Annotated in this window: 13 protein-coding genes; 5 read left to right on the top strand and 8 right to left on the bottom strand. The window is 69.3% G+C overall.

Annotated elements, in window-relative coordinates:
• The first annotated feature begins 232 nt into the window (after window positions 1-232).
• Both J2W78_RS05730 and J2W78_RS05725 read left to right on the top strand, forming a co-directional pair.
• Window positions 233-2569 carry a right-handed parallel beta-helix repeat-containing protein gene (locus J2W78_RS05730; protein WP_253368789.1) on the top strand — a complete coding sequence of 779 codons (2337 nt, stop codon included), beginning with the start codon at window positions 233-235 and terminating at the stop codon, window positions 2567-2569.
• Window positions 2566-3429 (top strand): glycosyltransferase family 2 protein, encoded by an 864-nt coding sequence (locus J2W78_RS05725; RefSeq protein WP_253368787.1) that lies wholly within the window; start codon window positions 2566-2568, stop codon window positions 3427-3429. Before J2W78_RS05730 ends, J2W78_RS05725 begins: the two co-directional genes overlap by 4 nt.
• 214 nt (window positions 3430-3643) lie before the next feature.
• Here the strand turns inward: J2W78_RS05725 and J2W78_RS05720 are convergent, their stop codons facing one another.
• The 7 genes from J2W78_RS05720 to J2W78_RS05690 all read right to left on the bottom strand — a co-directional run bounded on the left by J2W78_RS05720 (window position 3644) and on the right by J2W78_RS05690 (window position 11806).
• A complete protein-coding gene (locus J2W78_RS05720; protein ID WP_253368784.1) occupies window positions 3644-5677 on the bottom strand; it encodes a YgiQ family radical SAM protein in 2034 nt (677 codons plus the stop codon).
• 122 nt (window positions 5678-5799) lie between these two features.
• Window positions 5800-6141: a monovalent cation/H(+) antiporter subunit G gene (gene mnhG, locus J2W78_RS05715; RefSeq protein ID WP_253368783.1), complete on the bottom strand. Its 342-nt coding sequence runs from the start codon at window positions 6139-6141 to the stop codon at window positions 5800-5802.
• On the bottom strand, window positions 6138-6422 hold the full coding sequence (locus J2W78_RS05710; protein WP_253368781.1) for a K+/H+ antiporter subunit F: 285 nt from the start codon (window positions 6420-6422) through the stop codon (window positions 6138-6140). Before J2W78_RS05710 ends, mnhG begins: the two co-directional genes overlap by 4 nt.
• Complete coding sequence (locus J2W78_RS05705; protein WP_253368779.1) at window positions 6419-6907, bottom strand: Na+/H+ antiporter subunit E; 489 nt, start codon at window positions 6905-6907, stop codon at window positions 6419-6421. The genes J2W78_RS05710 and J2W78_RS05705 overlap by 4 nt, the downstream gene beginning before the upstream one ends.
• The gene (locus tag J2W78_RS05700; protein WP_253368777.1) at window positions 6904-8514 is read right to left on the bottom strand and encodes a monovalent cation/H+ antiporter subunit D; all 1611 of its coding nucleotides are present in this window, start codon (window positions 8512-8514) and stop codon (window positions 6904-6906) included. Before J2W78_RS05700 ends, J2W78_RS05705 begins: the two co-directional genes overlap by 4 nt.
• Complete coding sequence (locus tag J2W78_RS05695; protein WP_003600887.1) at window positions 8511-8879, bottom strand: Na+/H+ antiporter subunit C; 369 nt, start codon at window positions 8877-8879, stop codon at window positions 8511-8513. Before J2W78_RS05695 ends, J2W78_RS05700 begins: the two co-directional genes overlap by 4 nt.
• Window positions 8879-11806: a monovalent cation/H+ antiporter subunit A gene (locus tag J2W78_RS05690; RefSeq protein WP_253368775.1), complete on the bottom strand. Its 2928-nt coding sequence runs from the start codon at window positions 11804-11806 to the stop codon at window positions 8879-8881. Before J2W78_RS05690 ends, J2W78_RS05695 begins: the two co-directional genes overlap by 1 nt.
• A gap of 341 nt (window positions 11807-12147) precedes the next feature.
• Between J2W78_RS05690 and J2W78_RS05685 the strand changes: the two genes are divergently transcribed.
• Entirely contained in the window at window positions 12148-12537 is a 390-nt protein-coding gene (locus J2W78_RS05685) for a hypothetical protein (protein WP_253368773.1), read from the top strand.
• Between the two features lie 131 nt (window positions 12538-12668).
• Here the strand turns inward: J2W78_RS05685 and J2W78_RS05680 are convergent, their stop codons facing one another.
• Window positions 12669-12878, bottom strand: a complete 210-nt coding sequence (locus J2W78_RS05680; protein ID WP_253368771.1) for a hypothetical protein — start codon at window positions 12876-12878, stop codon at window positions 12669-12671.
• Window positions 12879-13422: 544 nt separating this feature from the next.
• Between J2W78_RS05680 and J2W78_RS05675 the strand changes: the two genes are divergently transcribed.
• Complete coding sequence (locus J2W78_RS05675; protein WP_253368769.1) at window positions 13423-14760, top strand: nucleotide sugar dehydrogenase; 1338 nt, start codon at window positions 13423-13425, stop codon at window positions 14758-14760.
• The gene (locus tag J2W78_RS05670; RefSeq protein WP_253368767.1) at window positions 14757-15728 is read left to right on the top strand and encodes an NAD-dependent epimerase/dehydratase family protein; all 972 of its coding nucleotides are present in this window, start codon (window positions 14757-14759) and stop codon (window positions 15726-15728) included. Before J2W78_RS05675 ends, J2W78_RS05670 begins: the two co-directional genes overlap by 4 nt.
• The last annotated feature ends 8 nt before the right edge of the window (window positions 15729-15736 follow it).

Here is a 15736-nt window from a genome sequence, read left to right as displayed (position 1 = left end):
AGGCGATGGAAAAGCCGGCCGGAAGGATGGCCCGGCGACCCTAGACGAGGCCGGTCCGCGCACCACGCGGACATCGGGAGGGGCGGCGTCGATTCCTCGATCGTTCGGGGTACGTCGGAAGTACGGGCCGGCGCGCTCCCGATGCGCCGCCGGCCTCGATTGTCAGGACGCGCGCCGCCCGCAAGACTTCGCCCCGATCGAACCGGTGGCGATTGTCGATGGGCGGATGTTGATGGCAGCGACGACGACCATCCAGGCCCTGTCGCGGGAAAGCCGCCTCGCGGAGTTGTTCCTGGCGGCGCTCGGCATCGCGTTTGCCGGTTACATGATCTTCGGCAAGAGCTTCGCCTATCTCGGCCTGCCGCCGCTCTATGCCGGCGAATTGCTGTTCCTGCTGGGGCTGCTCGCCGTGCTGCGGGCGCGGTCGGGCATCAACCTTGCGGCCGGGCTCGCCACCGCACCCGCACTCTGCCTCGCCGCCCTGATGGGCTGGGTGCTGCTGCGGACGCTCACGGGCTTGCGCGAGTACCGGGTCGATGCCCTGCGCGACGGTGCGGTCGCGCTCTACGGCGGTTACGCCTTCGTCCTGATCGCCCTCCTGCTCGACGATCCGCGGCGGCTCGGGACCCTGCTGCGGATGTTCCGCTGGCTCGCGCGCATCGTGATCCCGCTGGCGATCATCGCCTTCATCCTCGGCGACGTGCCGTTCTTCGCCGCGCGGGCCGGCGAACTCTCGGCCCATCTGGCCGGTGCCTGCGTTCTGGCGCTGGTCGGCCTCGTCCGGGTCGGGCCGGGTTGGGTCGCCTTCGTCGGTCTCGGCGCGGTGCTCGCCGCCGCGCAGAACCGGGGCTCGATGCTGGCGATTGCAGTGCCGGTCTGCCTCGCCCTTCTGGCGGTCGGCCAATGGAAGCGGATGGCCGCGACGCTGATCCTCGGCGCCGGCCTTCTGGGCGCCGCCGCCGCCCTCGATGTCGAGGTGGAACTGCCCAACAGCGACCGGCCGGTGAGCGCGGCGGCGGTGGTGAACAACATCGTCAGCATCGTCGCCCCGAGCAGCGGCGGCAACCTCGACGACACCAAGCAGTGGCGGCTGCGCTGGTGGAACACGATTCTCGGCTACACCGTGAACGGGCCCTATTTCTGGACCGGCAAGGGCTTCGGGCCGAATCTGGCCGAGACCGACGGCTACGTGGTCGGGCTGGAGAATGGCGGGCCGACCCTGCGCAGCCCGCACAGCATCCACATGACCTACCTCGCCCGCGGCGGCGTGCCGGGCCTCGCCCTGTGGCTCCTCACCTGCGCCGTCTGGATGGCGGCCATGATCGCCGCCTTCTGGCGAGCGCGGCGGATGGGCGAGCGGAGATGGGAGGGCTTCTTCCTGTTCATCGCCTGTTACGTCGCCTCGATCATCATCGATGCGAGCTTCGACGTCGCCCTCGAGGGGCCGATGCTGGCGATTCCGTTCTGGACGCTGATCGGCATCGGCATCGGCGCCGCGATGATCTTCCGGGCGGAGGCCGCCGCCCTTCCGCCCGACACGCCGTTCCGGCCCGGACGGGCGCGGGGAATGTCCCTGGCGACGCTCGCCGCTCTCGCGCTCCTCGCCCCCTGGCCTCCTGCGCCCGCCCGTGCCGAGGAGACCCGCCGCACCCTCAGCGACCCGTCCGGCCCCTGCCTCGTCCTGCGCGACGTCTCCGACCGTACGATCGAGGGGCTCGACCTCGGGCCGTGCGGCGGCGAGGGGGTGCGGATCGAGCGCTCACGCAACGTGACGATCCGCAATCTCACGATCCGCGACACCGGGAATGTCGGCATCTACATCGAGGGCAGCGAGGGCGTCATCATCGAGGAGAACCGGATCGAGAACACCCTCTCGGGCATCCGCGCGCTCTCCTCCACCGGGGTCGAGGTTCGCTGCAACAGCGTGCGCAACGTGCGCGGGCCGATCCCGGCCGGCCAGTTCGTGCAGTTCGACAAGGTGACGGGGCCCGGCAACGGCATCTCTTGCAACATCGGCGAGAACGAGCCCGGCCGTGGCGTGCCGGAGGATGCGATCAGCCTGTTCCAATCGCGCGGCGAGGCGGGCCGGCCGATCCTGGTCAGCCGCAACCGCCTCGTCGGCGGCGGCCCGAGCCAGTCCGGCGGCGGGATCATGCTCGGTGACGGCGGCGGCGCCTATCTGGAAGCACGCGACAACCTGCTGATCGATCCGGGCCAGTACGGGATCGCGGTGGCGAGCGGCAGCCATATGACCATCGCCGGCAACGTGGTGATTGCCCGGCCGCAGCTCTTCACCAATGTCGGCATCTCGGTCTGGAACCAGTACGCCGAGCCCTGCCATACCGTGACGGTGAGCGGAAACAGCGTCGATTGGCGTGCCCGCACCGGCCGGCCCAACCCGTGGTGGGACGCCAAGAACTGTGCCGGCACGCTCTGGACCCTCAACCGGACGCTGCCCCTCGATCCGCAGCGCGAGACCGCAGCTCAGCCGGCCTGCGCCTGCCGGACGGCCGGGCGTACCGCCGAATCCCCCGCCCTCCCCAAGACCCCGAAGGAAGCCGTGCGATGAGCGACCCGGTGCAAGGCTCCGTCGAGGCGGAGCGCCCCGACATCGTGGTGCTGGCGCTGGCGCGCAATTGTGCGGCCACCCTCCCCGCCTTCCTGCGCTTCCTGTCCTCCTTGAGGGCGGCGGGGCTCGATTGCCGCGCCCTCGTCGGCGAGAACGATTCCCGCGACGGCACCGGGGCCCTGCTCTGGGCGTCGCAGACGCGGGGCGAGCTCAGCCATGTCCCCACCGCCTTCATGGCCGACATCCGCGGCCGGCTCGCACGGATGGCCCGGGGCCGCGAACACCTCAAGCGCGTGCTCGACGGACAGGGGCCGGCGCCTGCCTATGTCTGTGTCGCCGACATCGACAACGTCATGGCGCGCCCGCCCGAAGCGGGGGCGGTTCTGGCAGCGCTGGCCAAGCTGGAGCGGCCGGGCCTGTTCGCCGTCTCGGCGGCCTCGCAGCCGCACTACTACGATCTGCTCGCCTACGAGGACGAGGCGGTGAGCTACGAGCACCTCCTCGACGACATCGCCCGCCACCGCCGCGGGGCGCTCGGCTATTACCGCTTCTTCTCCGACACGATCTATCCGGCGCAAAGCGCCCTGACGCGGGAGCGCGAGACGACCTGCCTTTCCGCCTTCAACGGCCTGACGCTCTACCGCGGCGCGGATTACCGGCTCGGCTCCTATCTCGACGACGATTACGCGCGCTGCGAGCACCTCACCCTCAACCGCCGCATCGCCGCCGCCACCGGCCGGCGGATGCTGGTCGATCCGGGCCTCGTCCTGCGCACCCCCGGCGACCACGCCCAGCGCGGGTTTCTCTCGTTCTATGCGAGCCGGGTGCGGAAGATGGCGGTGGCGCGGCTGCGGGGGTGAAGAGATCCGCCGATCGCGGAGTTGGGGGCGGCTCGGGAAGAGTCCTTTCCGGCCAAGCCCCCTCATCTTCGGCTGCCGCCTCGCCACGCTCCCCGACGCCGGGAGTGGGGAATCAACGGTTCACGAAAACGACCAACCGAAAACCGCATCCGGCACCTGAGCGACGTCCAAATCCGCTATCCCGAAGGGATCCGCCGAATTTGGTATGAGACCGTCATTTCCTCACCGGCACGCCCTTGGTGGTGAAACGCTGCCCGCCACCCGGGGAGCGTACCGGGCGCGGCTGGCCCCGCCCCGCGCCCACTCCTGTTCCCGGCGGCTGCGAGAACGGCACCAGTTGGTCCGGCCTCGGCCCGATGAGATCCGCGCGGCCCATCTCTCGCAGCGCCTCGCGCAGCAGGGGCCAGTTTTCGGGGTCGTGGTAGCGCAGGAACGCCTTGTGCAGCCGCCGCTGGCGCATCCCCTTGATCGCGTCGACGGGCTCGCTGCCGCCGCGCCGCACGCCCTGCAGCGGGTTGATCTCGGTGTGGTACATGGTCGTGGCCGTCGCCATGGGCGAGGGCAGGAACGTCTGGACTTGGTCGGCGCGGTAATCGTTTTTCTTGAGCCAGAGCGCGAGATTCAGCATGTCCTTGTCGGTCGTGCCCGGATGCGCCGCAATGAAATACGGGATCAGGTAGTATTTCTTGCCGGCCTTCTTGGCGGCGGCGTCGAACATCTCCTTGAAGCGGTCGTAGGTGCCGATGCCCGGCTTCATCATCAGGTCAAGGGGGCCACGCTCGGTGTGCTCGGGAGCGATCTTGAGACGGCCGCCGACATGGTGGGTCACGAGCTCCTCGACGTATTCGGGGCTCCGGACCGCGAGGTCGTAGCGCACGCCGGAGGCGACCATCACTTTCTTGACGCCCTTCACCTCGCGGACCTTGCGATAGAGCCGGATCAGGTCGTCGTGCGAGGTGTTCAGGTTGGGGCAGATGTCCGGGAAGACGCAGGACGGCAGCCGGCACGCCGCCTCGATCTTCGGGTCCTTGCAGGCCATCCGGTACATGTTCGCGGTCGGCCCGCCGACATCCGAGATCACGCCGGTGAAGCCCGGCGTCTTGTCGCGGATCCGCTCAATCTCGCGCAGGATCGAGCCCTCCGAGCGATTCTGGATGACGCGGCCCTCGTGCTCGGTGATGGAGCAGAACGTGCAGCCGCCAAAGCAGCCGCGCATGATCGTCACCGAGAACTTGATCATGTCCCAGGCGGGGATCTTCGCGTCGCCGTAGGACGGGTGGGGGGCGCGCGCGTAGGGCAGGTCGTAGACCGCATCCATCTCGTCGCTGGTCAGCGGGATCGGCGGCGGGTTCAGCCACAGGTCGCGGTCGCCGTGGCGCTGCACGAGCGGGCGCGCATTGCCGGGATTGGCCTCCCGGTGCAGCACGCGCGAGGCGCGGGCATAGGCTTCCTTGTCGTCCTTGACCTCGTCGTAGGCGGGAAGCCGGATCACGGTGTCGCCGGGCCGGCGGGCGGCGGCCTCGTCCGTCGAGTCGAGATCGTCGGCGGGCAGCTCGGTGTAATGCTCCGGCACGCGGCGGAACAGGGCGACGCCCCGGACGGATTCGAGTTCGTGCGGCGCCTCGCCGGCTGCCATGCGGTTGGCTACCTCGACCACGGCGCGCTCGGCATTGCCGTAAAGGAGCAGGTCCGCCTTCGCGTCGGCCAGGATCGAGCGTCGCACCTTGTCGGACCAGTAATCGTAATGGGCGATCCGGCGCAGCGAGGCCTCGATGCCGCCGAGCACGATCGGCACGTCCTTATAGGCCTCACGGCAGCGCTGCGTGTAGACGATGGTGCAGCGGTCCGGCCGCTTTCCGCCTTCCCCGCCCGCCGTGTAGGCGTCGTCATGGCGCAGGCGACGGTCCGCCGTGTAGCGGTTGACCATCGAATCGAGGTTGCCGCCGGTGACGCCGAAGAACAGGCGCGGCTTGCCGAGCGCCTTGAACGGCTCGGCCGACTGCCAGTCGGGCTGCGCGATGATGCCGACCCGGAACCCCTGCGCTTCGAGCAGCCGGCCGATGATCGCCATGCCGAAGCTGGGATGATCGACGTAGGCGTCACCCGTCACCAGCACGATGTCGCAGGCGTCCCAGCCAAGCGCCGTCATCTCGGCGCGGCTCATCGGCAGGAATGGCGCAGCCTTTCCGGGGGGCGGTTTGCAGGCCAAGGGAGCCAGGGATCGCTCGGTTGAAGCTCGGAGTTCCATGGGGTCCATCCATAGGCCGCCAAGGCCGCGAGCTCAACGAAGGGCAAGCGGGCCATCCGTCGCCCCTTGATCCCGAGCCTGCGCGATGCCCGGGCCCGGCGTTGGCCCTCAGGCCGAAAGCATCACGGCTCGGGCGGGGCCTTCGGGTTCTTCTCGGTGCGGTCGCGGTGGGCGGCGGCGCGGGCGAGCAGCAGCATCGTCACCGGCGTGGTGATGGTGATGAACAGGCCGATCAGCACGTCGCGCAGGACGATGTGACCCTCGATCAGCGACAGCAGCAGCATCGAGCCGGCCAGGATCAGGAAGGCGCCGAGCGTGGCCCCGAGGGTCGGGGCGTGGACGCGCTCGTAGAAGGTCTTCAGGCGGATGAGTCCGAGCGCGCCGGTCAGCGAGAAGCCGGCGCCGGTCAGCGCCAGCGCCACGACGATCCAGGCCGCCCAGGCGGGCAGGTCGGCGCCGGTCACTGGATCACCTCGCCCTGCATCAGGAACTTGGCGAGCGCCACCGTGGCGGTGAAGCCGATCATGCCGAGGATCAGCGCGCCCTCGAAATAGAGCCCGCTGCCGGTGCGCATGCCGTGGACGACGATCGCCAGCATGCCGTTGAGGTAGAGCGTGTCGAGGCCGAGGATGCGGTCCTGGGCGCGGGGGCCGCGTAGCATCCGCCACGCGGCCAGCGCCATTGCCAGCACCAGCATGCCTTGGGCGAGGCCGAGGCCCCAATCGAGGATGGCGGCGGCGCTCACGCGAAGATCTCCATCAGGGGACGCTCGTAGCGGTCCTTGACGCGGCGGACCCAGCCCTCGCTGTCGGTGTCGTCGAGCAGGTGCATCAGCAGGCGCCCGGAATGGGAATCGTACTGGACCCAGAGGGTGCCGGGCGTCGCGGTCAGGATGATCGACAGCACCGACAGGCCGAACGGCGTCGTCATGTCGAGGGGGATCGAGACGAAGCCTGTCCGCCGCTCAGCCCGATGCAGGCCGAGGATGATCCGGGCCACGTCGATATTGGAGCGCAGCATGTCGTAGAGGACGGTGAACAGCAGCCGCACGGCGAGGCTGGGGCGGCGGACCCGCACCGGCTTCGGGCGCAGCGCCCGCATCACCGCCGGCACGATGAGCCCGACGAGGAGCGCGAGCAGCACGTTGCCCGGCGTCGGCGGCGCGTTCAGCAGCAGCCATACCAGAATGAGGCCGGCCGAGAGGAAGGGGTGGGGCAGAAACGCGTTCATGAGCGTGACCCCGCCTCGCCTTTGCCCGTATCGAGGACGGCGCGGACGTAGTCCTGCGGCTGCGACAGCCAGCGCACGGTGGCCTCGGTGTAGGCGAGCGCCGGCCCGCCCCAGAGCGCGAGCGCGATGCAGGCCGCGAGCAGGACGCTGAGGCTCGCCAGTTCCGGCGTCCGCAGTACCGGCGGCGGGTCGTCGTGGGGCACCCACAGGCTGAAGATGCCGAGCCGCACCAGCGGAATCAGGGTGCCGAGGCTGGAGAGCGTGAGCGCGCCGATCAGCCACCAGGCCGAGGCGGTCATGGTGTTCGAAGCCAGCCCCGAGAACATCGCCAGCTTGCCGACGAATCCCGCGAGCGGCGGGATGCCGGCCAACATCAGCGTGCAGATGAGGAAGCCGCCGCTGAGGATCGCCACCGTGGCGGGGATCGCCCGGCCGACCTCGACGGCGTCGGCATCGTCGAAGGGATCGCGGTACTCGTCGGCGAAGACGGGCTGGGCCGCGTCCGCCGGGTCGCGGCTGCGCTGAAGGATCTCGGCGACCAGGAACAGGGCGCCGGCGGCGAAGGTCGAGCCGAGGAGGTAGTAGAGCGCGCCCGAGAGCGCCGCCGCGCTGCCGGTTCCGAGTGCCGCGAGCACCGTGCCCGAGGAGATCATCACCGCGTAGCCCGCCGCCCGCGTCAGATCGCGCGCGGCGAGAAGGCCGATCGTGCCGAAGGCGATGGTCGCGAGGCCTGTGGCGAGGATCCAGCCCTGGCCGAACCCTTCCGAGGTGCCGTCTCCGAACAGGAGCAGACTGAGGCGGATCACGACGTAGACGCCGACCTTGCTCAGGATCGCCAGGATCGCCGCCGCGGGGGCGGTGGCGGCGGAATAGGTGGTCGGCAGCCAGAAGCCGAGGGGCCAGGCGCTGCACTTGATGAGGAAGGCGATGCCGAGCACGGCGCAGCCGACCTCGAACAGGGCGGCCTCGGCGGGCGGGCTCGCGAGCCGCCGGGCGAGGTCGGCCATGTTGAGCGTGCCCATGGTGCCGTAGATCAGGCTGACGCCGATGAGGAAGAACAGCGAGGCGACGAGGTTGACGGCGATGTAGCCCAGCCCCGCCCGGATGCGGGTCTCGCCCGAGCCGTGCAGGACGAGGCCGTAGGAGGCCGCCAGCATCACTTCGAAGAACACGAACAGGTTGAACACGTCGCCGGTGAGGAAGGCGCCGTTCACCCCCATCAGCAGCAGCAGGAACAAGCCGTGGAAGCGCGGGCCCGCCCGGCCCCAGCGGGCGAAGGAGAAGACGAGGGCCGCGAGCCCCAGCACGCCGGCCAGCGTCAGCATCACGGCCGAGAGCCGGTCGGCTACCAGCACGATTCCGTAGGGCGCAGCCCAGTTGCCGAGCCGGTAGACCTCCGGCGCCTCCGCCGCCCGGCCGACGAGGGCGAGGGCGATGCCAAGCAGCACCAGAACCGTGGCGAGACTGATCGCCGATTTCAGGCGGTGGCGCCGCTCGTCCATCAGGAACATGAAGCCGGCCGCAGCGATCGGCAGCACGATCGGCAGGACGACGAGGTGGTCGGACCACAGGACCGCGCCGGGGCCGCTCAGGAGAGGCGCGTTCATGGATGCGGGTTCTCCGGCGTCGGTTCGGCGTGATGCGGCTCCCGGCCGTCGACGTGATCGCTGCCGGTGATGCCGCGGGCCGCGAGCAGCACTACGAGGAAGAGCGCCGTGAGCGCGAAGCTGATCACCAGCGCGGTCAGCACCAGTGCCTGCGGCACCGGATCATCGACCGAGACGGTCTCGGGCCCGGCCCCGAGCACCGGCGGCGCGCCGACGGTGAGCCGGCCCATGGCGAAGATGAACAGGTTGACGGCGTAGCTCAGCAGAGAGAGCCCGAGCGCCACCTGGAAGGTGCGCGGGCGCAGCATCAGCCACACGCCGGAGGCGGCGAAGACGCCGATTCCGGCCGACAGCACGATCTCCATTACGCCGTCTCCTCGCCGGCCTGTTCGGCGTCCGCCTCCGCGCTGCGGGTGCGGCGCAGGGATTGGTGGGCGAGCGCCACCAGCATCAGCGCGCTCGCGCCCACCACGAGAATCATGATCCCGAGATCGAACACCAAGGCGCTGGCCGCCGGCACCTTGCCGATGAGCGGCAGCTCCCAATAGGCGAAGTAGGCGGTGAGGAAGGGCCGCCCGAACGCCCACGAGGCCGCCCCGGCGCCCACCGCGATGAGCAGGCCGAGGCCGATCCACAAGATCGGCTGGATGCGCAGGCGCTCCTCCACCCACTGCGCGCCGCAGGCCATGTATTGCAGGATGAAGGCGATGGTGAGCGCGATGCCCGCCGCGAAGCCGCCGCCGGGCAGGTCGTGCCCGCGCAGGAACAGGTGCAGCGACAGGAGGACGATGAACGGGAACAGCCACGTCATCACCACCCGCGGCACCATCAGGGCGTCGGCGGTGGTGTCGCCGGGTTTGCGGCCCTCGCGAGCCCGGTCGTAGGCGTCGTGGTGGTGCTGCTGCTTGGGCCGTTCCAGGCTGTCCGGGGCGGGGCGGAAGCGGCGCAGCAGCGCGAACACGGTGAGCCCGACGACGCCGAGCACCGAGATCTCGCCGAGCGTGTCGAAGGCGCGGAAATCGACCAGAAGCACGTTGACGACGTTGCGCCCGCCCGCCTGCGGATAGGCTTCCTCGACGAACCAGCGCGCGATCCCGTCGCCGGCCGGGCGGGTCATCACGGCGTAGGCGAGGCCGGCGAGCCCGAGCCCGGCAAAGCCGGCGATGCACAGATCGACGATGCGGCGGCGGCGGGCCCGCGCCTTCTCGGCGGCGGGCGCGGGAATCGCCGCGTCGCGCTTGGGCAGCCAGCGCAGGCCCAGCAGCAGCATGACGGTGGTGACGATCTCCACGAGGATCTGCGTCACCGCCAAGTCCGGCGCCGAGAGCCAGAGGAAGGTCAGGCTGCTGACGAGCCCCGCCCCGCCGACGAAGATCGTGGCCGAGAGGCGGTGGTACTTCGCCCGCTCCGCCGCGCCGATCGCGCAGGCGCCGCCGACGAGCCACATCAGCGCGAAGGCGGGATCGAACGGCGTCAGCCGGCCCGGCGCGAAGAGGTCGAGCCCGCGGGCGACGCCGGTCGCCAAAGCCGCAAGCAGGGCGGCGAGGAACAGGATGCGCAGTTGCGGCTGAAGACGCTCGGCGCCGAAGGCCCGTTCCAGAACGCGGGCGCCCTTGGTCAGCCCGGTCATCGCGCGCTCGAACAGCCAGCCGCCGTCGAGCCGGTCCATCAGCCAGGGGCCGCCGCGGGGGTTGGTGTTGATGCGCTTTCCGAACAGGACGTAGAGCAGCACGCCGCCGACGAGGGCGATCATGCTGAGCGCCAGCGCCGCGTTGAAGCCGTGCCAGATCGCGAGGCTGTAGGTCGGGGTCTTGTCGCCGAACACCGCGCTCACGGCGCGCTCCAGGGCCGGGCCGATGGTCAGGTTCGGGACGAGGCCGATGGCGATGCAGTTGAGCACCAGCATCTCGATCGGGATGCGCATCCAGCGCACCGGCTCGTGCGGCGTCTCCGGCAGGTCGTGCGGGGGTGGGCCGAAGAAGGTCTGGCGGATGAAGCGCAGCGAATAGAGCATGGTGAAGGCGCTGGCCAAGGTCGCCAGCACCGGCAGGGCGATATGGATCGGGTGGTCGCCCATGTTGTCGACCGCCTCGGAGAGGAACATCTCCTTTGAGAGGAAGCCGTTGAGCAGCGGCACGCCGGCCATCGCCGCGGCGGCGACCATGGCCAGCGTGGCCGTGTAGGGCATAGCCCGCCACAGGCCGGAGAGGCGGCGCATGTCGCGGGTGCCGGTCTCGTGGTCGATGATGCCGACCGCCATGAACAGCGACGCCTTGAAGGTCGCGTGGTTCACCGTGTGGAAGATCGCGGCGACCACGGCGAGCGGCGAGTTGAGGCCGAGCAGCAACGTGATCAGCCCGAGATGGCTGATGGTCGAGTAGGCGAGCAGACCCTTCAGGTCGTGCTGGAAGATCGCGCTCCACGACCCGACCAACAGGGTCGCCATGCCGGCGCTGCCGACGATCCAGTACCACGCGTCGGTACCGGCCAGCACCGGCCACAGACGGATCATCAGGAAGATGCCGGCCTTCACCATGGTGGCCGAGTGCAGGTAGGCGCTGATCGGCGTCGGCGCCGACATCGCCCGCGGCAGCCAGATGTGGAACGGGAACTGCGCCGACTTGGTGAGTGCGCCCATCAGCACCAGCACCAGGGCCGGCAGGTAGAGCGGGCTGTTGCGGATCGTGTCGCCCGAGGCCAGCACGGTGGCCAGATCGTAGCTGCCGACGATGCGCCCGATCAGCACCGTTCCGACCAGGAGGCACAGGCCGCCCGCCGCGGTGATGGTGAGCGACATCCGCGCCCCGTCACGGGCTGCGGCGTTGTCGTACCAGTAGCCGATGAGCAGGAACGAGACGATGCTCGTCAATTCCCAGAACAGGACGAGCTGGATCAGGTTGCCGGAGAGCACGATGCCGAGCATCGCGCCGACGAAGGCGAGAAAGTAGGAGAACAGCCGCGGCACCGGGTCGGCGGCGGCCATGTAGTAGCGCGCGTAGAGCACCACGAGCGCGCCGATGGCGAGCACCAGCACCGCGAACAGCCACGCGAGCCCATCGAGCCGCAGGACGAGGTTGACGCCGAGGCTCGGCAGCCACTCGACGGCGTGGACGACGGTGCCGCCCTCAGCCAAGTGCGGCGTGAGCGCGAGGATGCAGCCGAGGCTGGCTAGAATTACGAGCCCGGCGAGCACGGCGGCTGCGGTGCGCGCATGGCTCGGCAAAGCACCCGCGAGAACGGAGCCCGCGAAGGGGAGGATCGCGGCGGCGGCGAGAAGGGCGTTGGACGACATCAACCCGGGCGAGATGCAGGCTCGGGAGCGGCCTGAAGGACGAAGAGGGACGGCGTGTGAGAGCAAGGCCGCTCGCCCCGGAGGGCGCAGCCTTCGCGGGTGCACTTAAGGCATGCCCGACGGTTCGACCGCAAGGGAATGACGAGGAAAAGGCGAAATCGGCCCGATGGTTGCGCGGCGTGAGAATCCGCACCTTGCCTCGAACGCACCGGAGGGCAGCCGGATGGAGGCGAGAACGGCATTCGTTGGTCATGAAAGGGCTTGGGCAATGGACTCGAGCCCGCGGGCCGGTCCGAGTTGGGGCGGGCCTCCTCCCGCAACGAAGCCTCGGGACAGGCCGTATGAATCTTGGAACCGCCGGTGACGCGCCGAACCCGTCGGATCAGGATGTGACGACGCTGGGCGAGCGGATCTGGCTCGCCACGGAAATGGCGTGCGATCCGATCTGGAATCTGTACGTGGACCGTCTCGGCGTCCAGCCGCCCCTGCAGACCGTGGGCGCCATTCTCGCCACCACCCGCGGCCGGTTCGGCCCCGAGGCGCAGACGGCGGCACTGCGGATCGCCGCCCGTGTCAGCGACGAGACCGTGCTGCGCCTGACGGAACGGCTTGTCCATGCACGGGACGCGCAGGCGGTCCTGCGCGCGCCGCGGGCCGCCTTCCTGCGCTCCCTCATGACCCTCGCAGCCGGATCCGAGGTGCCGACGTCGCCGGCCCGGATCCCGTCGTGATGCGGGGTTGAAGGCGGGGAAGACGCAAGCGGGCATCCGCGGCGCGATCCCCGGTGTCTCTCACGAAGCACCTGCCGCGCCGCCGTGACCGACGGGGAGTCGTCCGGCGGCCGGGCGCTGTTGTGAAATCTCTACAGCGGGAAGGCTGCCAGCGCCTGTTCGAGCGCCCGCCGTGCCATCTGCCGCGCGGCGGCCTCCGTCTGCGTCTCCGATTCGATGGCAGGCACCCGCACCGTCGCCGCGACCTCGACGACGTCGCGTCCCGCATCCGGCCGGCCGAAATGGACCCGCACCACCACCTGCCGCCGGCCGTCGCTCACGTCCTGCGTTTCCTGGGTCATCCGAACCGGCATCCGCGTCTCCTTCCAGGCCGTCGGCGCCCGATGCGCCCCCGCCGTCTCCGGCAGGACGAACGAATCGCGCGGCGAAGCGTTGCCTGGCCGGCGCCGGGACGGGCTGAGGCTATGGGCCGCGCAGGCGCAGCGGGATTGAAAGGACGTGGCGGGTGAACGGTTCGATCCTCTCGTACCAAATCCGGCTGATCCCTTCGGGACCGCGGATTTGGGATCCCTCCTCAGTCGCCGCGCGGGCTTGCTGATCCGGCATGGATCGCATGCTGCGCTCGCCGGACTCCGATCGTTTACCTTCGAAAGTCCCGAAATCTTCACGAGACGCGATCACTCTGTCCCCTGACGGGCTGGCGATCCCGATTTGATACGTCTTTCCTCGGGCACATACTTTGCGGAACCCGGCAGAGTTCAGTCCTCGGCGGCTCTGGCTGTCCCGAGGTGGAGCGATGACGCGGTGAGAAGCCAGCGCGTGCGCAGCGCCGGAATCCAAATCGGGTCAGAGACCTCGACGATCGATCGCAGACGGGACCAAGTCATGGACGCCAGAAAAGCTCCCAACGTCGTCATCATCGGTCTCGGTTATGTCGGCCTCACCCTGTCCGTTGCGCTAGCGCGCCGCGGTGTCCAGGTCTACGGCATCGAGAAGCGGGCCGATGTCGTCGAGAAGACCAATGCCGGCGTTCCGCATTTCGCCGAAGTCGGGCTCAAGGCCGCGCTCGCCGACGTCGTGAAGAAGGGCCGCTTCGTCGCGAGCACCACGACGCAGGATGTGCCGCAGGCCGAATACTACATCATCACCGTCGGCACCCCGCTCTATCCCGGCTCGCACGAGCCGCGCCTCGACATGATCGAGGAGGCGACCCACGAGGTGGCCGAGCACTTCTCCGACGGCGCGACGGTGATCCTGCGCTCGACCGTGCGGATCGGCACGACGACGGGCGTGGTCAAGCCGATCCTCGACCGCACCGGCACGCCCTATCACCTCGCGATGTGCCCCGAACGGACGCTCGAAGGCGACGCGATGCGTGAACTCATCAACCTGCCGCAGATCGTCGGCGGTGAGACGCCGGACGCCTCCGACGCGGCCGCCGCCCTGTTCAGCCGCCTGACCCACACCATCGTCCGGGTTGCGAGCCCGGAGACGGCGGAGATGATCAAGCTCGTGGACAACACCTCGCGCGACGTCCACTTCGCCTTCGCCAACGAGGTGGCGCGGGCCTGCGACGCGCTCGGCATCAACGCCAACGACGTCATCCGCTACGGCAAGCTCGGCTACACCCGCACCAACGTCGCAGCACCCGGCCTCGTCGGCGGGCCCTGCCTGGAGAAGGATCCGCACATCCTGCTCTCCTCGGTGTCCGGCAAGGGCGTGAACCTCGAAATCACCGCCGCCTCCCGCCTCGTCAACGAGCGCCAACCCGCGGAGACGGTGGGCAGCCTTATCGAGCGGCTGCGGGCGCGCCGCGCCGGACCGTTCAAGGCGGTGGTCGCGGGCCTCGCCTTCAAGGGCCGCCCGGAGACCGACGACCTGCGCGGGTCGATGTCGCTCCATGTCATCCGCGAGATGATGGCGAGCGAGCAGTTCTCGCAGATCCGGGTCTATGACGGTGTGGTGCCGATGGACCACATCCGGGCGATCTCGTCGGGCCTGACGCCCTACGACAGCCTCGCCGCCGCCTGCGAGGGCGCCGACGTGCTCGTGATCGCCAACAACCACCCGGAATATTCGAAGATCGATCTGGAAACGATCATCGGTACGATGTCGGACGACGCTTTCGTCTACGATTACTGGAACAACCTCAGCGAGATGCCGGCGGAGGTTCTGGAAAATCGCTACGTCACCGTGGGCAACCTCGTGGGTAAGTTTCAATGAGCAGACTGGCTGTCACCGGGGCGGGCGGATTCATCGGCGCCCACCTCACCCGCGCGCTCCTGGCCGAGGGGCACGAGGTCGTCGCGATCGACAACTACATCCGCGGGCAGGCCTCGCGGCTCGCCAACGCGCCCGGCGCGATCGAGCGGGTGACCCTCGACGTGCGTGACAAGGATGCGCTGGTCGAGGCGCTCCTGGGCGTCGAGTGCGTGTTTCATCTGGCCGCCGTCAACGGCACGGAGAATTTCTACACGCAGCCGCAGCTCGTGCTCGATGTCGGCGTGCGCGGCGCGCTCGCCGTGTCGGAAGCCTGCATCGAGGCCGGCGTGCCCGATCTCGTCGTCGCCTCCTCGGCCGAGGTCTACCAGACCCCGCGCGTGGTGCCGACGGACGAGACCATCGAGATGGTGATCCCCGACTCGCTCAACCCGCGCTACTCCTACGGCGGGTCGAAGCTGATCTCCGAACTGATCGCCTTCAACTATTGCCGCGACAAGCTGCGCAAGGTCCAAGTCTTTCGCCCGCACAACATCTACGGGCCGGACATGGGCTGGAAGCATGTCGTGCCGCAGCTCATCGAGAAGATCATCGCTGCCGGTGACGGTGGGTCGATCACGCTCCAGGGCGACGGCAGCGAGACCCGCGCCTTCTGCTACGTCAGCGACGTTGTGGACGGCATCGTCCGGATGTGGCGCTCGGGCGAGAGCATGAACGTCTACCATATCGGCTCGATGGAGGAGGTCGCGATCCGCGATCTCGCCCGGATCACCGCCGAAGCGCTGGGCGTGCGCGTCGATCTCGTCGCCGGTCCGGCTGCCGCCGGGGCGACGCCGCGCCGCTGCCCCGACATCGGCAAGATGCAGGCAATCGGCTACGCGCCCTCCGTCTCCCTGGTTCAGGGCATCGAGCGCACGGTCGCGTGGTACCGGCAGAACCCGGCGCCGACCGATTCCAACCCGCTTCTGTAAGGGCCGAC

Origin of the sequence: Methylorubrum extorquens, from assembly GCF_024169925.1 — a bacterium.
GTDB classification, from domain to species: Bacteria; Pseudomonadota; Alphaproteobacteria; order Rhizobiales; family Beijerinckiaceae; genus Methylobacterium; species Methylobacterium extorquens_A.
The sequence above is the reverse complement of the archived record's forward strand: the minus strand, read 5'-3'. Positions and strand labels throughout refer to the sequence as shown.